This window comes from Rhizobium sp. BK602 (genome assembly GCF_014195095.1).
In the GTDB taxonomy this organism is placed as follows: Bacteria; Pseudomonadota; Alphaproteobacteria; order Rhizobiales; family Rhizobiaceae; genus Rhizobium.
Map to the genome: position 1 here is coordinate 36,662 of NZ_JACIBC010000002.1, position 18,052 is coordinate 54,713.

Below are 18,052 nucleotides of genomic sequence, written 5' to 3' on the forward strand. Positions count from 1 at the left end.
CGTTCGCGCCGTCCTATTTGAGGATCTGCGCTCCCGAGCCGAGGATCTTGTCGTCGATCTTGCCGATCGCCTTGTCGTCCTTGCCGTCGTAATCGAGCGTCAGCAGGATGTGACGGATGAGGTTCAGGCGGGCGCGGCGCTTGTCGTTGGCGCGGATCACCGTCCAGGGCGCATAGTCCGTATGCGTGTCCTTCAGCATGCGGTCGCGCTTCTCGCTATAGTCCTTCCATTTCGTCAGCGCCGCGATATCCATGGAGGAGAGCTTCCAGACGGCGCGCGGATCGTGGCGCCGGTCGTGAAAGCGCTTGAGCTGCATTTCCCGGCCGATATCGAGATAGAATTTGAAGAACAGGATACCGTCCTGAACGATCAGCCGCTCCATCCGCGGTGCCTGCTTCAGGAATTGCTCGTATTGCTGCGGTGTGCAGAAGCCCATGACCGGCTCGACACCGGCGCGGTTGTACCAGGAGCGGTCGAACAGCACGAATTCGCCCGCCGTCGGGAACTGCGCGACATAGCGCTGGAAATACCACTGCCCCGCCTCGCGGTCGGTCGGCTTGGTCAGCGCCACGACGCGCGCAAGGCGTGGGTTCATATGCGCCGAGGTCGCCGCGATCGAGCCGCCCTTGCCGGCAGCGTCGCGTCCCTCGAACAGCGCCATCACCCGCTTGCCGGTCGCCTGCAGCCAGAACTGCACCTTGATGAGTTCGATCTGCAGCTTTTCCAGCTCTTCGAGATACTCCTCATCCTTTAGCTTCTTCTTGTAGGGATAGCCGCCCGAACCTAGCGCTTCCGTGTCGATCCATTCGGGCAGCACGGGATCGTCGACATCGAATATGCGTTTCTGACCGTGGATATCCAGTTCCACCGCGCGGCTTTCCACTTCTTCCGCCATGCGCTCTGCTCCCCGCAATTGGCGCCCTCCGGGCGTTGCCCTTTGGACGCGGCAAAAAGACCACACGGGCAAGTTGGGATATTTATCCTGTCTTTTCAAGCCTTTTGCCGATCGCCACCCTCGCTGTTACATTTATTGTTGTCAGTGGCCCGCCGCTGTGGATAGGGCCAAAAACTTCTGTCATGAATCGTCGCTAAGACGCGGAGTCTTGATGTCCGCGATGGCAGGCGAAGGGACGGGTGCACTTGCAAGACGAATGGTCATTCCTCAGGAAGCTGGCGGCGCGGTTGCGGCAGGAGATCGCCATTCTCATCCTGGCCACGCTCATCGCCATCCTGGCGCTCATCGAGGGGATCGGTGCGGGCTTCGTCTTCTGGCTCTGGGCGGCGGCCGTTTTCGTGGCGTTGACCCGCGCGCCGCTGGTCGAGCAGGCGGAACCTCCGCCGCCCGCCGAGCCGCGGCCGGTCGATCCGGAAACCCTGCTGCGCACCGTCTCCGCCGGCCTCGCAGCCCTTGACATGCCGGCGCTGATCATCGACCGCGAGGCATCGGTCCTGGCGCAGAACCCGGCGGCCGAAAAGGCATTCGGTGCCTTTCCAGCCGGCGCGCATATTTCCGCCAAGCTGCGCTCTCCGAGCGTGCTCGACATGGTGCGCGAGACCATCGCCACCAATGCGCCCAACCAGATCGAACATTCCGAGCGGCTGCCCTCCGAGCGCGTCTACATCATCCGCATCGCACCCGTCGAGCTGCCGGATATAGAGATCGAGCCGGGCATGTTCTTCGTGCTGTCCTTCCGCGATATTTCGGAGCTTCGCCACATCGACCGCATGCGTTCCGATTTCGTCGCCAATGCCAGCCACGAGCTGCGCACGCCGCTCGCCTCGCTGCGCGGTTTCATCGAAACCATCCAGGGACCGGCCAAGGCGGACCCGAAGGCGCAGCAGCGTTTCCTCGGCATCATGTTCGATCAGACGACGCGCATGAGCCGCCTGGTCGACGATCTCCTGTCGCTGTCGCGGCTGGAACTGAAGTCGCATATCGCGCCGGATCAGAAGGTCGATCTCGTGCCTCTGCTCGGACATGTGCGCGATTCACTGCTGCCGTTGGCCGGCGATCTCGACGTCACCATCAACCTGCATCTGCCGCCGGCAAAGGCGGAGGTGCTCGGCGATCGCGACGAACTGGTGCAGGTTTTCGAAAACCTCATCGAGAATGCCTGCAAATATGGCCAGGAAGGCAAGGTGGTCGACGTTTCGCTTCTGAGCGAGCCGGGTCAGGCCGTCGAAGTCGTCGTCTCCGACCGGGGGCCGGGCATCCCGGCCGAACATGTGCCGCGTCTCACCGAACGCTTCTATCGCGTGAATGTCGAGGACAGTCGTTCCAAGAAGGGAACCGGCCTCGGACTCGCCATCGTCAAGCACATTCTGACCCGCCACCGCGCCAGACTGATCGTCAAGTCGGAAGTCGGCAAGGGAACGGATTTTACCGTCCGCTTCTGACAGCTTCTGTGAATCCCCGTCATCATGTATGAATTATCCCATTATTTTCAACGGGATGACTCGTCATAATTGTTTCATGCGCCTGACATAAAAGGTCGATGCTTCGACCGGTAAGAAGGGGATGCTGAAAAGGTGGGTGCGCCGTCCGCCACAGTGCTCTTCAAAGCTTGTTAGGGGATTCGTCATGAATGCTTTGAAATTGTCCATTCTTGCATTGGTTGCATCGTCCACCTTTGCCGGCGTTGCCGCGGCCCGTGATCAAATTCAGATCGCCGGCTCCTCCACCGTGTTCCCTTATGCGAAGATCGTTGCCGAAACCTTCGGTGAGACCTTTACCGGCTTCAAGACGCCGGTCGTCGAATCCGGCGGTTCCGGCGCTGGCCTGAAGGAATTCTGCAAGGGCGTCGGCGCGGATTCGATCGATATCGCCAATTCCTCGCGCCCGATCAAGGGCAGCGAAGTCGAGGCCTGCAAGGCGGCGGGCGTCACCGATATCCAGCAGGTCAAGATCGGCTATGACGGCATCGTCTTCGCTTACGACAAGGGCAATCCGGACATCAAGTTCGTGCCCGCCGATCTCTACAAGGCGCTCGCCGCCGAAGTTGTCGTCAATGGCAAGCTGGTCGCCAACCCTTACAGGAAATGGTCTGAGATCAATCCGGCGCTGCCGGATTTCGAAATCGCCACCTATATTCCGGGCGAAAAGCATGGCACGCGCGAAGTCTTCGAAGAGAAGGTGCTCGCCGCCGGCTGCAAGGAGTCCGGCGCGCTCGACGTCATCAAGACGACCGTTTCCGATGCCGCCCAACAGGCCAAGACATGCATCGCCGTGCGTAAGGACGGCGTGGCAGTCGATATCGACGGCGACTATCCCGAGACGCTCGCCCGCATCAACGCCAACAAGCACGGCGTCGGCGTCTTCGGCCTGTATTTCTTCCAGAACAATGCCGACAAGCTGAAGGTCGCGACCGTAAGCGGCGTCGTACCATCGGGTGCCACGATTGCCGACGGTACCTATCCGGTCTCGCGCCCGCTGTTCTTCTACGTCAAGAAGGCGCATCTCGGCGTCATTCCCGGCCTGAAGGAATATGTCGACTTCTTCACCAGCGACCAGATGATCGGTCCGGACAGCCCCTTGGCCGAATATGGTCTGGTGCCGGCGCCGGATGCCGAGCGTGACCAGATCCGCAAGGATTTCAGCGACGGGAAAATCATGTGATCGCACAGGAATTGCCCGCCGGCGTGGATTTCACCGTGCCGGCGTTCGCCGGGGAGTAGGCCGGGAATTGGAAATGAGTGTATCGCTGCTGCTGCTGTGCCTGTCGATCGTCGGCGCCTCCGTTTTCGTGCTGGGGCGCACGCGGGCGGCTGCGCTATCGGGCGGCAGATCGTCGGCGATGCATTCGCGGCTCGGCTATTACGGCGCCTATGCCGCCATTTGGGCGACCCTGCCGGCACTTGCGCTGATCGCGGCCTGGCTATGGATCAGTCCGCAGGTGATCGATCGCCTCGTGGTCAAGTCCTTTCCCGACGAGGTGAAGGCGCTGCCGGCTGCCGAGCTGAACCTCAGCTATGGCATGGTACGCAGCATTGCCCATGGCATGCGTCTGCTGGATGACCGGCAGCGCGCTGCCGTCGGCGATGGCACCGCCGATCTGCAATTGATCCTGGCGCAGAAGGGTGTGCCGCTAGCGACGAGGCCGACCGGCTATATGATCGACGCCGCCAACAGCTACAACGGCATGCGTCATCTGAGCCGCGTCGTCATGTCGGCCGCGGCGATCGCGCTTTCCCTCGGCTGCGGCATTTTCGGCCTGCGGGCCATCGCGCCGCGCTTTCGCGCCCGCAACCGGGTGGAGCAGGTCATTCTCGGCGGCCTGATCGTCGCCTCCTCCATCGCCGTGCTGACGACGGTCGGCATCGTCGCCTCGATGCTGTCGGAGGCGGCCCGCTTCTTCGGCATGGTCCCCGCCGCCGAATTCTTCTTCGGCACGGTCTGGGACCCGCGCTTCGCCGGCGCAGGCTCGCAGGCTTCGGGAACCTTCGGCCTCGTGCCCTTGCTGGCCGGTACGCTCTATATCGGCCTTGTCGCCATGCTGGTTGCCGTGCCGATCGGATTGTTCGCCGCCATCTACATGGCCGAATATGCCTCCGCCCGCCTGCGCTCCGTCGCCAAGCCGATGCTGGAGGTGCTCGCCGGCATTCCCACGATCGTCTACGGCTTCTTCGCCCTCGTCACCGTCGGGCCGTTCCTGCGTGATCTCTCGGCCGATCTCAACGGCCTGGTGACGGGCAATTATGCGAGCTTCATCGAAGCCCAGAGCGTGCTGACCGCCGGTTTCGTCATGGGCGTCATGCTCATCCCCTACGTCTCCTCGCTTTCCGACGACATCATCACGGCGGTGCCGCGCTCGCTGCGCGACGGTTCGCTCGGCCTTGGCGCCACCCGTTCGGAAACGGTCAAGCGCGTGCTGCTGCCGGCGGCACTGCCGGGCATCGTCGGCGCACTGCTGATGACCGCGTCGCGGGCGATCGGCGAAACCATGATCGTCGTGCTGGCTGCCGGCGTCGCCGCCCGCATGCAGCTCGATCCCTTCGAGCCGATGACGACGGTCACCGTCAAGATCGTCAATCAGCTGACCGGCGATCTCGAATTCACCTCGCCGCAGACGCTGGTCGCCTTCGCGCTCGGCATCACGCTCTTCTGCCTGACCCTGTGCCTGAACGTTTATGCGCTCTACATCGTGCGCCGCTACAGGGAGCAATACGAATGAGCGGCGCCCTATCCTCCGCAAAGCCGCCGATGCCGCGTGGCCTGACGGCTGGCGCGATCCGCCGCGATATCGGCATCAAGCGCCGTTACGCGGCCGAGCGCCGTTTCCGCGCCTATGGCATGGCCGCGGTCATCTTCGGTCTCGTCTTTCTCGCCATGCTGCTCTTCTCGGTGGTGCGGCATGGCTATACGGCCTTCGTACAGACCTCGATCACGCTGCCGATCGAGTTCAGCGAGAGGGTGATCGATCCCGCTGGCAAGCGCGGCGGCGATCCGAATGTGCTGATGGCGGCCAACTATCCGCTTCTGGTCCGCGACGCCCTGGTGGCGATGCTCGGCATCGACCCCGCCAACCGGCCCTTGGTGCGCGAGGCGACGGCGATGGTCTCGGACAGCGCTCGCACCGTGCTGCGCGACAAGGTCATGGCCGATCCCGCAATCATCGGGAAGACGGTGAAGGTCACGCTGCTTGCCGGCGCCAACATCGACTCCGCCAACAAGGGGCAGATCGATCTGACGGTGGCTGAAAAGGACCGCAAGGTCTCCGACCGGCAGCTCGCCTGGATGAAGCAGCTCAGCGATGGCGGCGCCCTCGACGAGGCGTTCAACACCGGCCTGTTCCTGTCGGGCAATTCCAGCCGTCCGGAGGCCGCCGGTCTCGGGGTGGCGCTGATCGGTTCGTTCTACCTGATGCTGACCGTGCTGGCGCTGGCACTGCCCATCGGCGTCGCCACCTCGATCTATCTCGAGGAATTTGCGCCGAAGAACCGGCTGACGGATCTGATCGAGGTCAATATCAACAATCTCGCCGCCGTACCCTCGATCGTCTACGGTCTGCTCGGTCTTTCGGTCTTCATCAACGTCGTCGGTCTGCCGCGTTCCGCCTCGCTGGTCGGAGGGCTGGTGCTCAGCCTGATGACGCTGCCGATGATCATCATCGCCACCCGCTCGGCGCTGCGCGCCGTGCCGCCGTCGATCCGCAGCGCGGCTCTGGGCCTCGGCGCCTCACGCATGCAGGTGGTGTTCCATCACGTCCTGCCGCTCGCCATGCCCGGCATCCTGACGGGCACAATCCTCGGGCTGGCGCATGCGCTCGGCGAGACCGCGCCGCTGCTGTTGATCGGCATGGTCGCCTTCGTCGCCAACTATCCGTCCTCGCCGCTCGATCCTTCGACGGCGCTGCCGGTGCAGATCTACATGTGGGCGAGCGAAGCCGAGCGCGCCTTCGTCGAACGAACCTCTGGGGCGATCATCGTCCTGCTCTTCTTCCTTGTTGCGATGAACATCGGGGCCATCCTGCTGCGCCGTCGCTTCGAGCGGCGCTGGTGAGGGGAGATGCTGCAATGAACATGATGACGGAAGCAGCGGGCGAAAAGGCACTGGCCAGGAAGATGACCACGATCCCCTACAAGATGATCGGTCAGGACGTCTCCGTCCATTACGGCGAGAAGCGCGCCCTGTTCGACGTGAACCTGAAGATCCGCGCCAATACGGTGACTGCGCTGATCGGCCCGTCGGGATGCGGCAAGTCCACCTTCCTGCGTTGCCTCAACCGCATGAACGACACGATCGAGACCTGCCGCGTCACCGGCAGGATCACGCTCGAGGATCAGGATGTCTACGAGAACATCATCGATGTCGTCGAGCTTCGCGCCCGCGTCGGCATGGTGTTCCAGAAACCCAATCCCTTTCCGAAGTCGATTTACGAGAACGTGGCCTATGGCCCGCGCATTCATGGCCTGCATCGCTCCAAGGCCGATCTCGACCATATCGTCGAGACCAGCCTGCAGAAGGCGGGTCTCTGGGGCGAGGTGAAGGACCGGCTGCAGGAGGCCGGCACCAGCCTGTCCGGCGGCCAACAGCAGCGCCTGTGCATCGCCCGCGCCGTCGCCGTCAGCCCGGAGGTCATTCTGATGGACGAGCCCTGCTCGGCGCTCGACCCGATCGCCACCGCCAAGGTCGAGGATCTCATTCACGAGCTCAGGGAAAACTTCACGATCGTCATCGTGACCCACTCCATGCAGCAGGCCGCCCGCGTCTCGCAGCGCACCGCAATGTTTCACCTCGGACATCTGGTCGAGGAGAACGATACCGATAAGATGTTCACCAATCCCGACGATTTCCGCACGCAGGATTACATCATGGGCCGTTTTGGTTGATGATGATCCCCGCGCGGCTCCTTTCACACGTTTCACCTTGAGGATAGCAAAATGGTCTCCACCCACATTCTTTCTGCCTATGACGAAGACCTGAAGTTCCTGACCCGCCGCATCGCGGAAATGGGCGGTCTGGCGGAACAGATGGTCAGCGACAGCGTCCGCGCGCTGGTGCATGGCGATGCCGCCCTCGCACAGAAGGTCATCTCCGACGATGTCGTCCTCGACCATGCCGAGCGCGAAGTCGGCGACAAGGCGATCGTCACCATCGCGCGCCGCCAGCCGATGGCGGCCGACCTGCGCGAGATCATGGGTTCGATCCGCATCGCCTCCGATCTGGAGCGCGTCGGCGATCTCGGCAAGAACACCGCCAAGCGCGTCATCGCCGTGCAGGGCCACGGCGTTCCCCGCCGTCTTGCCCGCGGCATCGAGCATCTGTCCGAACTGGCGCTCAGCCAGCTCAAGGAAGTGCTCGACGTCTACACGACCCGTTCGCCCGACAAGGCCGTGTCGATCCGCGAGCGCGACGAGGAAATCGACGCCATGTACACCTCGCTCTTCCGCGAGATGCTGACCTACATGATGGAAGATCCGCGCAACATCACCACCTGCACGCATCTTCTCTTCTGCGCCAAGAACATAGAGCGCATCGGCGACCATGCCACCAATATCGCCGAGACGATCTATTACATGGCGACCGGCGCCCAGCCCGAAGGCGAGCGCCCGAAAGACGATACCGCCAACACCGTCGGCGCAGTGACGGAATAATCTGGAAGCGAAGAAAAGGAGACCATAGGCGCATGGTTCCGAGAGTTGCTGTTGTAGAAGACGAGGAAGCGCTCAGCGTTTTGCTGCGCTATAATCTCGAGGCCGAGGGCTTCGAGGTCGATACGATCCTCAGGGGTGATGAAGCCGAGTTGCGTCTCCAGGAGCGCACGCCCGATCTTCTGATCCTCGACTGGATGCTGCCGGGCGTGTCCGGCATCGAGCTCTGCCGGCGGCTGCGCATGCGGCCGGAGACGGAGCGCCTGCCGATCATCATGCTGACGGCCCGCGGCGAGGAGAGCGAGCGCGTGCGCGGCCTTTCCACCGGCGCGGACGACTATGTCGTCAAGCCGTTCTCGACGCCGGAGCTGATGGCCCGCGTCAAGGCGATGCTGCGCCGTGCCCGTCCGGAGGTTCTCTCCACGGTGCTACGTTGCGGCGATATCGAGCTCGACCGCGAAACCCATCGCGTTCACCGCAAGAGCCGCGAAGTGCGTCTGGGTCCGACCGAATTCCGCCTGCTGGAATTCCTGATGTCGTCGCCCGGCCGCGTCTTCTCGCGCTCGCAACTGCTCGACGGCGTATGGGGGCATGATATCTATGTCGACGAACGCACCGTCGACGTCCATGTCGGCCGCCTGCGCAAGGCGCTGAACTTCTCCAATATGCAGGATGTCATCCGCACCGTTCGCGGCGCGGGCTATTCCATGGAAGCCTGAAGCATGTCGCGCAAACGTGTATGCGGTTTTGCGACCACGACATGCGCAGGTCAAAGATTTGAAGCGCGAGACGCGGATCTGAAAGATCGCGATGCGCTTTAAGCGGGAAACCGCTCAGGCTTCCACCATAGCGGCGGAAACAGAAAACGGGCCTTTCGGCCCGTTTCTTTTGTCTCGATGATAGGCAGGTCAGCCGCGCGACTGCGGCGCCGCCCGGCGCCGCTCGTGCACCGGCTGATAGGCCAGCCGCTGATGGTAGCCGCAATAGGGCGAGGCATCCGGGCTGTCGTTGCCGCAGAAATGGAAATCATCCTTCAGCGGGTCGCCGACCGGCCACTTGCAGGTGCGCTCGGTGAGCTCCGTCAAGCCGAGGCGACGCGAGATCGGAACGACCACATTGGCGGCCGGACGATATTCGATCTCGTTGACGGCATCGACCTCGATCTCTTCCTTGAGCATCGTCGCACCCTGCTGGCGGGTGATCGTGCGGGTAGCGACGCGCGAGGCGTAGTTCGGCGCACGCGGCGCCGAGGTGCTGCGCTTCGGCGCTCGGGCAGCCGTCGCCGTGCCGCCGGCCTTTGCCCGGCCCGGAAGGCTCAAGCGATGCACCTTGCCGATAACGGCGTTACGGCTGACGCCACCGAGCTGTGCCGCGATCTGGCTGGCGCTCAAACCTTCGGACCACAGCTTCTTCAGCTTCTCGACGCGTTCGTCTGTCCAATTCATGCCCTGTCTCCGCTGTCGCGTTTCCGATGGCAGAATCCTTCACCATTGCCCCGCATTTGGTCGAGGCGCGAAACGCTCTAAAATTGTGGTGACTAGTTCCGCCGCATGCAGTCTAGCAATTGCTTTTTAACCTAGTGTGAGGCTGACTCCGTGACAAGAGTCGCGGGAATCCTGAGGAATCGATTTCGAGGTTTTCCCCAACTTGCTGTGGCGGCGTGGCATTTATGCCATATGAACGATCACGCATGTCCCGTTCGTTCCGAAGCGCTGTTTCGCACCTGCTAAAGCGCCAGTTTTGTTGACATCGCGGTGCAAAACATCAATAGTGCCCAGGCCGCCGCAAGGCGGCATTTTTGATTTTTCCGGGCCCGTTTCCTTGGAGGGAAGCGCTTGGCCCTAAAGGTTGTGATCAGGGAGAATAGGCCATGGCTGAAACCGCGCCGCTTTACGACACCTATATGCGTGCCCCGCTGCGGTTTGAGCGAGGCGAGGGCGTATGGCTGATCACGGAAACCGGCGAGCGCTATCTCGATTTCGCCGCCGGCGTCGCGGTGAATTCGCTCGGCCACGCGCATCCCCATCTGGTCTCGGAATTGAAGGCGCAGGCCGACAAGGTCTGGCATCTGTCGAACCTCTATGAAGTGCCGGGCCAGGAGAAGTTGTCGAAGCGGCTGACGGAAGTCACCTTCGCCGACAAGGTGTTCTTCACCAATTCCGGCGCAGAGGCGCTGGAATGCGCGATCAAGACGGCGCGGCGCTATCAGTTCGCCAAGGGCCATCCCGAGCGCTACCATATCATCACCTTCGAGGGCGCCTTCCACGGCCGTACCATCGCGACGATCGCCGCCGGTGGCCAGGAAAAGTATCTCGAAGGCTTCGGCCCCAAGGCGCCGGGCTTCGACCAGGTGCCCTTCGGCGATCTCGACGCGGTGCGCGCCGTCATCACCGATGCCACGGCCGCGATCCTGATCGAGCCGGTGCAGGGCGAGGGCGGCATCCGGGCCGCGACCAACGAGTTTCTGCGTGGCCTGCGCCAGATCTGCGACGAGCATGGTCTGCTGCTGATCCTCGACGAGGTCCAGTGCGGCGTCGGCCGTACCGGCAAGCTCTTTGCCTATGAATGGTCCGGCGTCACGCCCGATATCATGGCCGTGGCCAAAGGTATCGGCGGCGGCTTTCCGCTGGGTGCCTGCCTTGCGACGGCGGAGGCCGCTTCGGGCATGAAGGCCGGCACGCACGGGTCGACCTATGGCGGCAATCCGCTCGCCATGGCCGTCGGCAATGCCGTGCTGGATGTCGTGCTGGCCGAAGGCTTCCTGCAGCATGTGCGCGATGTCGCGCTGGTGTTCCGCCAGGGTCTCGCCTCGCTCAAGGATCGTTTCCCCGATATTATCGAGGATATCCGCGGCGAGGGGCTGATGCTCGGCATCAAGGCTGCCGTTCCGCAGGCGGAGTTGCTGCAGGCGATCCGCGCCGAGCATCTGCTGGGCGTGCCGGCCGGCGACAACGTCATCCGTTTGCTGCCGCCGCTGGTGGTGACCGCCGAGGAAGCACGCGAGGGGCTTGCCCGCATCGAACGCGCCGCCGAAAGCGTGCGTGCGGCTCGCGTCAAAAAGTCGGCCTAAATCCAGCGCCCGTTGATTGGGGCGTTTTTGCCCCGCGCGGGCGTTGTTGTTTTCTAGAGTACAGGTAGGGACATGGCTTCTCCGAAACACTTCCTCGATCTCTCGGCCGTCGCGGCCGCCGATCTGCGCAGCATCATCGACGATGCGATCGTACGAAAGAAGGCGCTGAAGGCGGGCACCGCCGACAAGCCGCTTGCCGGCAAGATGCTGGCGATGATCTTCGAGAAGCCGTCCACCCGCACGCGCGTCTCCTTCGATGTCGGCATGCGCCAGCTCGGCGGCGAGACGCTGTTCCTGTCGGGCACGGAAATGCAACTCGGCCGCGCCGAGACGATCGGTGATACCGCCAAGGTGCTGTCGCGCTATGTCGACGCGATCATGATCCGCACGACCGAGCATTCGCGCCTGCTGGAGCTCGCCGAACATGCGACCGTGCCGGTCATCAACGCGCTGACCGACGACACGCATCCCTGCCAGATCATGGCCGATATCATGACCTTCGAGGAGCATCGTGGCCCGATCAAGGGCAAGACCATCGCCTGGACCGGCGACGGCAACAACGTGCTGCATTCGCTGGTCGAAGGCGCCGCCCGTTTCGGCTATCGCATGAATATGGCCGTACCCCTTGGTTCCGAGCCGAAGGATCACTATCTGAACTGGGCCCGCAACGAGGGCGCCGAAATCATGCTCTCGCATGATGCCGACCGTGCGGTCGCCGGCGCCGATTGCGTGGTAACCGATACCTGGGTTTCCATGAATCAGGAACACCGGGCCCGCGGTCACAACGTCTTCCAGCCCTATCAGGTCAACGCGGCTTTGATGGCACAGGCCGGCAAGGACGCTTTGTTCATGCATTGCCTGCCCGCCCATCGCGGGGAGGAAGTGACGGACGACGTGATCGATGGTCCGCAATCCGTTGTTTTCGATGAGGCGGAAAACCGTCTTCATGCGCAAAAGTCGATTCTTGCTTGGTGCCTGGGCGCGATCTGAGGATATGAACCGCGTCTGACGGCGCGGGCCCTAGAGCCGGATGGTCTTAGGTCGAAGCGACCTAAGACCTGAATCCGGTCTAGAATCAAAGAAATAGAGCATGACGTCGCCCGAAAACCGCTCTCACTTTTCGGCGTCATGCTCCAGGAGTAAAGCAATGGCGGAAAGTGCAGCCTCGCTGGGTCAATTCGATTTTGCCGGCGACGATCATGTCGTTCCTTTCCAGGTCGAGGGTCTGGACGTGCGCGGCCGCGCCGTGCAGCTCGGGCCGATGCTGGACGCAATTCTTGCCCGGCATAATTATCCGGCCCCGGTTGCCCGGCTTCTGGCCGAGGCCGTGGTGCTGACGGTGCTGCTCGGCACCTCGCTGAAGTTCGACGGCAAGTTCACCGTACAGACGAAGGGCGACGGTCCTGTCGATCTTCTCGTCGCCGATTTCTCGACCCCGGAAAATGTCCGCGCCTATGCCCGCTTCGATGAAGAGGCGTTGGCGAAGGCCGTGGCCGCCGGCCAAACCGAGCCGGAACAGCTGCTCGGCAAGGGCGTGCTCGCCTTTACCATCGATCAGGGTCGTTTCAGTCAGCCCTATCAGGGCATCGTGGCGCTCGACGGCGCCTCGCTCGAAGAGATCGCGGGCACCTACTTCCGCCAGTCGGAACAGATCCCGACCCGCGTTCGTCTGGGCGCCGCCGAACTGTTCGACCGTGACGAGGCCGGCAAGCCGCGCCATCGCTGGCGGGCGGGCGGTCTCATCGCGCAGTTCCTGCCGGAAGCACCGGAGCGCATGCGCCAGCCGGACCTTCATGGCGGCGACGGCGACACCAGCCTGCGCGAACATGCCGAGGATGATGCCTGGGCGGAGGCCCGCACGCTGGTGGAAACGATCGATGCCGACGAGCTGACCGATCCGCAGGTCGGCACCGAGCGTCTGCTGTTCCGCCTGTTCCATGAGCGCGGCGTACGCGTCTACGAGCCGCAGGCGGTCTTCGATCGCTGCTCCTGTTCGCGCGACAAGCTGAAGGGTGTGTTGCAGGGCTTCTCCGCCGAGGAGATCGAGGCAAGCGAGGAGAATGGCGAAATTGCCGTCACCTGCGAATTCTGCTCGACCACTTACCGTTTCGAGGTGGCCGAGGTGACGGAAGCCTGATCGGGCTCAGTTCAGCGTCCGCAAGAGATTGGGCGTATCCAGCGAGAAGGCGGGGATCTTGACGTGAAAGAGCTCTCCGTCGTCCGTTTCCATCTGGTAATGGCCGAACATCATGCCCGACGGCGTGTCGAGCGGGCAGCCTGACGAGTATTCGTAGGTATCGCCGGGTCTGAGCCGCGGCTGTTCGCCGACGACGCCCGGTCCAGTCACTTCATCCACCAGCCCGTTCTGATCGGTGATATGCCAATAGCGTGTCACCAGCCGGACGGAGACTGTCGAGTGATTGGAAATGACGATGCGATAACCCCAGACATAACGGTCATCCTCCGGATCGGATTGCTCCTCCAGATAGAAGGGTTCGACAACGACTTCGATATCCCGTGTTAGAGCGCGATACATGCCTGACACCTTGGTCACCAATCCGGAACGTCATGCGTTCGATCAAACGTACACAGGGCGCTCCAGCATTTTAAGTCTAGGGCATCTGATCCGCTTTCTATGATCCCACGAAAGCAGGACATCTAGCGGTATCCTATAAGCAGTCTGCTCCGTCAAGGAACGGATCGATGAAAATGGCTATAATGGAGTAATTCTGCCTGTTTTTCAGATATTAAGGCTGAAATCGAAGATTAGCCGGCGCACACCGGAAGTATGGGAGGGGGACTGCATCCTCGTTGCGCAAACCCGCCCGAACGATATTCGGGCGGGTTCCAATGAGAGGCTTAGGCCGAGACCTGAGCCAAGGCGCGGGCGAAATCCTCGACCAGATCGTCGCCGTCCTCGATACCGGCGGAGAAGCGCACGGTGCCCGGCGAAATGCCGAGTTCGGCACGGGCTTCGTCGGTGAGGTTCTTGTGCGTGGTGGTGGCCGGATGGGTGATCAGGCTCTTCGAGTCACCGAGGTTGTTGGAGATTTTCACGATCTCCAGCGCGTTCTGCAGCTTGAAGGCGGCTTCCTTGCCGCCCTTCAGTTCAAAGGCTACCAGCGTCGAGCCGCCGCTCATCTGCTTGGCGATGATATCGGCCTGTGGATGGTCCTTGCGGCCGGGATAGATCACGCGGGCGACCTTGTTCTGCTCGGCGAGGAAGTCGGCGATCTTGGCGGCGTTCGCCGTCTGCTGCGCGACGCGCAGCGGCAAGGTCTCGATGCCCTTCAGCAAAGTCCAGGCGGTAAAGGGCGACATGGCCGGGCCGGTGTGGCGATAGTAATCCTGCAGGTTCTCGTCGACCCATTGCTTGTCGGACAGGATGACGCCGCCGAGCGAGCGGCCCTGGCCGTCGATATGCTTGGTGGCGGAATAGACGACGATATGGGCACCGAGTTCCAGCGGCTTCTGGAACAGCGGCGTGGCGAAGACGTTGTCGACCACGACCTTGGCGCCGATCTGGTTGGCGAGCCTGGCGACGGCGGCGATATCGACCACTTCCAGCGTCGGGTTGGTCGGGCTTTCCAGGAAGAACACCTTGGTGTTCGGCCGGATCGCCTTTTCCCAGTTCTCGGCGAAGCGGCCGTCGACCAGCGTGCATTCGATGCCGTATTTCGGCGCCAGCGTCTCGACCACCCAGCGGCAGGAGCCGAACAGGGCGCGGGCCGCGACGATATGGTCGCCGGCCTTCAGCTGGCAGAGGATGGCGGCGGAGACGGCAGCCATGCCCGAAGCGGTGGCGCGGGCTTCTTCGGCGCCTTCCAGCGCGCACATGCGCTTTTCGAACATGTCATTGGTGGGGCTGCCGTAGCGAGCATAGATGAAACCGTCGGTCTCGCCCTTGAAGCGCGCTTCCGCGGCTTCCGACGTGTCGTAGACGAAGCCCTGGGTCAGATAGATTGCTTCGGAGGTCTCGCCGAATTGCGAGCGCAGCGTTCCGTTGTGTACGAGCTGGGTTGCGGGGCGCCAAGTCTTGCTCATGCCATCACCACTTTCAAAACAAAAAAACCGGTCGCGAAAGCAGACCGGTTCAACCCCGGTCTTTTTAGCCACTTGTTTAACGTGGCTGCAAGCCGACCGGCCAAATCACCACGGGATAAGTTGCAATACTGCTGTTGACGGCTTGCGTCAATTCCCCGAGTTTGGTTTTGTCTGCCACGAATTATGGAGGCATGATGGCTCGCAATACTGGGATTTTGGCCGATCGCGCCATTGCAGCGCTTTTCGAAGCCGGACGGCTGACGAGCGAACGGGAACTGGACGTCGATCAGATCCAGCCGGCGAGCCTTGACCTGAGACTCGGCTCGCATGCCTTCCGCGTCCGCGCCAGCTTCATGCCCGGTCCGTCACATCTGGTCGCCGACAAGCTTGACCGGCTGAAGCTGCATGTGGTCGATCTTTCCGAAGGCGCGGTGCTGGAAACCGGCTGCGTCTACATCGTGCCCTTGATGGAGCGGCTCGACCTGCCTGAGGACATGTCGGCCTCAGCCAATCCGAAAAGCTCGACCGGCCGCCTCGATATCTTCACCCGCGTCATCACCGACCGGGCACAGGAATTCGACAAGATCCCCGCCGGCTATTCCGGTCCGCTCTATCTCGAGATCAGCCCGCGCACCTTCCCGATCGTCGTGCGTCGCGGCTCGCGCCTGTCGCAGATCCGCTTCCGCGTCGGCCAGGCTCTGCTCACCGAGCCGGAACTTCTGGCGCTGCACGAGACCGAAACGCTGGTTGCCAGCAAGAAGCCGAACATCACCGGCGGCGGCATTGCACTGTCGATCGATCTCGCCGGCGACAAGGAAGGCCTGATCGGTTATCGCGGCAAGCATCACACCGCCGTCGTCGATGTCGACAAGAAGGCGCAGCACGATATCTTCGATTTCTGGGAACCGCTCTATAGCCGCGGCCGCACCGAACTGATCCTCGACCCGGATGAATTCTACATCCTCGTGTCGCGCGAGGCCGTGCATGTGCCGCCGCATTATGCGGCCGAGATGACGCCCTTCGATCCGCTGGTGGGCGAATTCCGGGTTCATTATGCCGGCTTCTTCGACCCCGGCTTCGGCCATGCGCCGGCCGGCGGCCGCGGCAGCCGCGCGGTGCTGGAAGTGCGCAGCCACGAAGTTCCCTTCATCCTCGAAGACGGCCAGATCGTCGGCCGCCTCGTCTACGAACACATGCTGGAACAGCCAAGCAGCCTCTACGGCTCCGGCCTCGGCTCGAACTATCAGGCGCAGGGCCTGAAGCTGTCGAAGCATTTCCGGCTGTGATTGGTCTTCAGCCGGCCTTGACAGAGGCCGGCAACTGTTGGACATCTCAGGGTGTCAGGCGGGTGTAGCTCAATGGTAGAGCAGCAGCTTCCCAAGCTGAATACGAGGGTTCGATTCCCTTCACCCGCTCCAGCTTTTTCATTTTGTCGTTATAGACCTGCAGCCTTGCGTAGAGCTTCGTTTATCCGGCTTTGCCAGCCCTCACCGTTTGCCTTGAAAGCTTCGATGACATCACGGTCGAGGCGGATACTGACGGCAAGCTTGGGATTTTCTGATTTCGGACGCCCGCCCAGATTCCTGCGGATTTCCTCGGTGAGTTCGGGGAACGCTTCGGTAAACGGCTTGGCCTTTCTCAACGCTTCTTCCGTGACCGGGGGATTGTCGGAAACCTCGTCCCAATCCTGCTTCGTATAACCTCGGCCTTCCTTGAAGGAACGCGGGCGTTCAAATTTGACAACCATCAGAGCAGGCTCCTCTCTTTACTACTGGTTACTACTGGCACGCCGCATGGAAATGACGGAAATACCTTCCGAACCAAGGGTGCAGAAGATCACTGAAATCGTGTCGTCTTGCATCTTGCCGATAGCTTGGAAGCGATTCTTCTTCGCCTGAATCACAACGGAATTCAGGAAAAACTCGAGAGATAATGCGGCAAAGTCGAGACCGTGCTTCTCCAAGTTAGCTATTCTTTTCGGCTCGTCCCAAGTGATTTTCATTCAATTTTGTATATACGAAAACTAGGGGCTCGTCTATGGTTTCCGTATATACAAAAAGGTTACTGTGAGAGGAACGGAAACTCCCACATCAGACCCTTGTGTAGCGCGGCATCGCTGTTCGGACTCACGACGATGATGTAAAGCACCCCACTGCGGCGATCGGATGCCGCCTCAATAAAACCTTCCTTCGTTCAGGTTGCTGCCAGACAATCGTGACAGAAGGTCGTTCCCAATCGGAACGGATGACATGCCGAACTTTGCATCACTTTACAGGTTGAAGGCCATCTTCACGCGCGGCATGCTGCGGATATCCCGCCATACCAAGGTGCGGCGCGGCACGACGATCCTTTGGAAGGATGGCCGCGTCACCATCGGCGAACGTGCCTATATCCGCAAGGGCGCCGTCATCGACGCGCAGCGCGGCAGCATCGATCTCGGCAATCATGTCTCGCTGAACGACTATGCCGTCCTGCTCGGGCGCGGCGGCATCACCATCGGCAATGATGTGCGCATCGCCGCTCATGCCATGGTGGTCTCCTTCGATCACAATTTCGACGATGTCACCCAGCCGATCCGCCTGCAGGGCGTCACCATGAAGCCGGTCGTCATCGAGGACGATGTCTGGATCGGCGCCGGCGCGAAGATCCTCGGCGGCTCCCATATCGCCAAGGGCTGCGTCATCGGCGCGAATGCCGTCGTCAAGGGCAGGACCGAGCCCTATGGCGTCTATGTCGGCTCCCCCGCAAGGCTGATCAAGCGGCGAGGGGAGAAGAGCAAGCTTAAGCCCGCAAAACTCGAATTGCTTCCCGGCTCCAAGCGGACGCTTGACCGTTAGCCGCGACGAT

The 18,052-nt window shown here is 61.9% G+C and carries 18 protein-coding genes, 1 tRNA gene and 1 riboswitch; of the genes, 13 read left to right on the forward strand and 6 right to left on the reverse strand.

Annotated elements, in window-relative coordinates; all coding sequences use genetic code 11:
• Window positions 1–13: 13 nt before the first annotated feature.
• Window positions 14–895 carry a polyphosphate kinase 2 gene (ppk2, locus tag FHX11_RS05585; protein ID WP_184355916.1) on the reverse strand — a complete coding sequence of 294 codons (882 nt, stop codon included), beginning with the start codon at window positions 893–895 and terminating at the stop codon, window positions 14–16.
• A 245-nt stretch (window positions 896–1,140) separates the two neighbouring features.
• On the opposite strand from ppk2, the gene phoR reads away from it, so the two are divergent.
• The 7 genes from phoR (at window position 1,141) to phoB (ending at window position 8,810) form a co-directional block, all read left to right on the forward strand.
• Window positions 1,141–2,397, forward strand: coding sequence for a phosphate regulon sensor histidine kinase PhoR (phoR, locus tag FHX11_RS05590; protein ID WP_184355918.1), 1,257 nt, complete (start codon window positions 1,141–1,143; stop codon window positions 2,395–2,397).
• 184 nt (window positions 2,398–2,581) lie between these two features.
• Window positions 2,582–3,616 carry a substrate-binding domain-containing protein gene (locus tag FHX11_RS05595; protein WP_184355921.1) on the forward strand — a complete coding sequence of 345 codons (1,035 nt, stop codon included), beginning with the start codon at window positions 2,582–2,584 and terminating at the stop codon, window positions 3,614–3,616.
• A gap of 73 nt (window positions 3,617–3,689) precedes the next feature.
• Window positions 3,690–5,171, forward strand: a complete 1,482-nt coding sequence (gene pstC / locus FHX11_RS05600) for a phosphate ABC transporter permease subunit PstC (RefSeq protein WP_184355923.1) — start codon at window positions 3,690–3,692, stop codon at window positions 5,169–5,171.
• Window positions 5,172–5,200: 29 nt separating this feature from the next.
• Window positions 5,201–6,499 carry a phosphate ABC transporter permease PstA gene (gene pstA / locus FHX11_RS05605; RefSeq protein ID WP_246780935.1) on the forward strand — a complete coding sequence of 433 codons (1,299 nt, stop codon included), beginning with the start codon at window positions 5,201–5,203 and terminating at the stop codon, window positions 6,497–6,499.
• Between the two features lie 14 nt (window positions 6,500–6,513).
• Window positions 6,514–7,329 (forward strand): phosphate ABC transporter ATP-binding protein PstB, encoded by an 816-nt coding sequence (pstB, locus tag FHX11_RS05610; RefSeq protein ID WP_184355928.1) that lies wholly within the window; start codon window positions 6,514–6,516, stop codon window positions 7,327–7,329.
• Between the two features lie 51 nt (window positions 7,330–7,380).
• Window positions 7,381–8,094, forward strand: coding sequence for a phosphate signaling complex protein PhoU (phoU, locus tag FHX11_RS05615; RefSeq protein WP_184355931.1), 714 nt, complete (start codon window positions 7,381–7,383; stop codon window positions 8,092–8,094).
• A gap of 32 nt (window positions 8,095–8,126) precedes the next feature.
• Entirely contained in the window at window positions 8,127–8,810 is a 684-nt protein-coding gene (phoB, locus tag FHX11_RS05620; protein WP_184355933.1) for a phosphate regulon transcriptional regulator PhoB, read from the forward strand.
• Between the two features lie 189 nt (window positions 8,811–8,999).
• Here the strand turns inward: phoB and FHX11_RS05625 are convergent, their stop codons facing one another.
• A complete protein-coding gene (locus FHX11_RS05625; protein WP_184355935.1) occupies window positions 9,000–9,536 on the reverse strand; it encodes a GcrA family cell cycle regulator in 537 nt (178 codons plus the stop codon).
• 425 nt (window positions 9,537–9,961) lie between these two features.
• On the opposite strand from FHX11_RS05625, the gene FHX11_RS05630 reads away from it, so the two are divergent.
• From FHX11_RS05630 to FHX11_RS05640, 3 genes are all read left to right on the forward strand, one after another.
• Window positions 9,962–11,161: an aspartate aminotransferase family protein gene (locus FHX11_RS05630; protein WP_184355937.1), complete on the forward strand. Its 1,200-nt coding sequence runs from the start codon at window positions 9,962–9,964 to the stop codon at window positions 11,159–11,161.
• Between the two features lie 72 nt (window positions 11,162–11,233).
• On the forward strand, window positions 11,234–12,151 hold the full coding sequence (gene argF / locus FHX11_RS05635) for an ornithine carbamoyltransferase (protein WP_184355939.1): 918 nt from the start codon (window positions 11,234–11,236) through the stop codon (window positions 12,149–12,151).
• A gap of 157 nt (window positions 12,152–12,308) precedes the next feature.
• A complete protein-coding gene (locus tag FHX11_RS05640) occupies window positions 12,309–13,298 on the forward strand; it encodes an Hsp33 family molecular chaperone (protein ID WP_184355941.1) in 990 nt (329 codons plus the stop codon).
• A 6-nt stretch (window positions 13,299–13,304) separates the two neighbouring features.
• Here the strand turns inward: FHX11_RS05640 and apaG are convergent, their stop codons facing one another.
• Window positions 13,305–13,697, reverse strand: coding sequence for a Co2+/Mg2+ efflux protein ApaG (gene apaG / locus FHX11_RS05645; protein ID WP_184355943.1), 393 nt, complete (start codon window positions 13,695–13,697; stop codon window positions 13,305–13,307).
• A gap of 323 nt (window positions 13,698–14,020) precedes the next feature.
• Window positions 14,021–15,205 carry an O-succinylhomoserine sulfhydrylase gene (locus FHX11_RS05650; RefSeq protein WP_184355945.1) on the reverse strand — a complete coding sequence of 395 codons (1,185 nt, stop codon included), beginning with the start codon at window positions 15,203–15,205 and terminating at the stop codon, window positions 14,021–14,023.
• 43 nt (window positions 15,206–15,248) lie between these two features.
• Window positions 15,249–15,327, reverse strand: a riboswitch (SAM riboswitch).
• Window positions 15,328–15,396: 69 nt separating this feature from the next.
• On the opposite strand from FHX11_RS05650, the gene FHX11_RS05655 reads away from it, so the two are divergent.
• Together FHX11_RS05655 and FHX11_RS05660 are read left to right on the forward strand one after the other, a co-directional pair.
• Window positions 15,397–16,491: a 2'-deoxycytidine 5'-triphosphate deaminase gene (locus tag FHX11_RS05655; protein ID WP_184355947.1), complete on the forward strand. Its 1,095-nt coding sequence runs from the start codon at window positions 15,397–15,399 to the stop codon at window positions 16,489–16,491.
• A gap of 58 nt (window positions 16,492–16,549) precedes the next feature.
• Window positions 16,550–16,623 (forward strand) — tRNA-Gly (locus FHX11_RS05660).
• 17 nt (window positions 16,624–16,640) lie between these two features.
• Here FHX11_RS05660 and FHX11_RS05665 read toward each other — a convergent pair.
• Both FHX11_RS05665 and FHX11_RS05670 read right to left on the reverse strand, forming a co-directional pair.
• Window positions 16,641–16,952, reverse strand: coding sequence for a BrnA antitoxin family protein (locus FHX11_RS05665; protein ID WP_184355949.1), 312 nt, complete (start codon window positions 16,950–16,952; stop codon window positions 16,641–16,643).
• 21 nt (window positions 16,953–16,973) lie between these two features.
• The gene (locus tag FHX11_RS05670; protein ID WP_184355951.1) at window positions 16,974–17,207 is read right to left on the reverse strand and encodes a BrnT family toxin; all 234 of its coding nucleotides are present in this window, start codon (window positions 17,205–17,207) and stop codon (window positions 16,974–16,976) included.
• Between the two features lie 247 nt (window positions 17,208–17,454).
• Between FHX11_RS05670 and FHX11_RS05675 the strand changes: the two genes are divergently transcribed.
• Window positions 17,455–18,042, forward strand: coding sequence for an acyltransferase (locus FHX11_RS05675; RefSeq protein WP_184355953.1), 588 nt, complete (start codon window positions 17,455–17,457; stop codon window positions 18,040–18,042).
• Window positions 18,043–18,052 lie beyond the last annotated feature (10 nt).

Coding starts and splice junctions, on each gene's coding strand:
- ppk2 (WP_184355916.1), bottom strand. CDS start 895: ATGGCGGAAGAAGTGGAAAGCCGCGCGGTGGAACTGGATATCCACGGT.
- FHX11_RS05595 (WP_184355921.1), top strand. CDS start 2,582: ATGAATGCTTTGAAATTGTCCATTCTTGCATTGGTTGCATCGTCCACC.
- pstC (WP_184355923.1), top strand. CDS start 3,690: ATGAGTGTATCGCTGCTGCTGCTGTGCCTGTCGATCGTCGGCGCCTCC.
- pstA (WP_246780935.1), top strand. CDS start 5,201: ATGCCGCGTGGCCTGACGGCTGGCGCGATCCGCCGCGATATCGGCATC.
- pstB (WP_184355928.1), top strand. CDS start 6,514: ATGAACATGATGACGGAAGCAGCGGGCGAAAAGGCACTGGCCAGGAAG.
- phoU (WP_184355931.1), top strand. CDS start 7,381: ATGGTCTCCACCCACATTCTTTCTGCCTATGACGAAGACCTGAAGTTC.
- phoB (WP_184355933.1), top strand. CDS start 8,127: ATGGTTCCGAGAGTTGCTGTTGTAGAAGACGAGGAAGCGCTCAGCGTT.
- FHX11_RS05625 (WP_184355935.1), bottom strand. CDS start 9,536: ATGAATTGGACAGACGAACGCGTCGAGAAGCTGAAGAAGCTGTGGTCC.
- FHX11_RS05630 (WP_184355937.1), top strand. CDS start 9,962: ATGGCTGAAACCGCGCCGCTTTACGACACCTATATGCGTGCCCCGCTG.
- argF (WP_184355939.1), top strand. CDS start 11,234: ATGGCTTCTCCGAAACACTTCCTCGATCTCTCGGCCGTCGCGGCCGCC.
- FHX11_RS05640 (WP_184355941.1), top strand. CDS start 12,309: ATGGCGGAAAGTGCAGCCTCGCTGGGTCAATTCGATTTTGCCGGCGAC.
- apaG (WP_184355943.1), bottom strand. CDS start 13,697: ATGTATCGCGCTCTAACACGGGATATCGAAGTCGTTGTCGAACCCTTC.
- FHX11_RS05650 (WP_184355945.1), bottom strand. CDS start 15,205: ATGAGCAAGACTTGGCGCCCCGCAACCCAGCTCGTACACAACGGAACG.
- FHX11_RS05655 (WP_184355947.1), top strand. CDS start 15,397: ATGATGGCTCGCAATACTGGGATTTTGGCCGATCGCGCCATTGCAGCG.
- FHX11_RS05665 (WP_184355949.1), bottom strand. CDS start 16,952: ATGGTTGTCAAATTTGAACGCCCGCGTTCCTTCAAGGAAGGCCGAGGT.
- FHX11_RS05670 (WP_184355951.1), bottom strand. CDS start 17,207: ATGAAAATCACTTGGGACGAGCCGAAAAGAATAGCTAACTTGGAGAAG.
- FHX11_RS05675 (WP_184355953.1), top strand. CDS start 17,455: ATGCCGAACTTTGCATCACTTTACAGGTTGAAGGCCATCTTCACGCGC.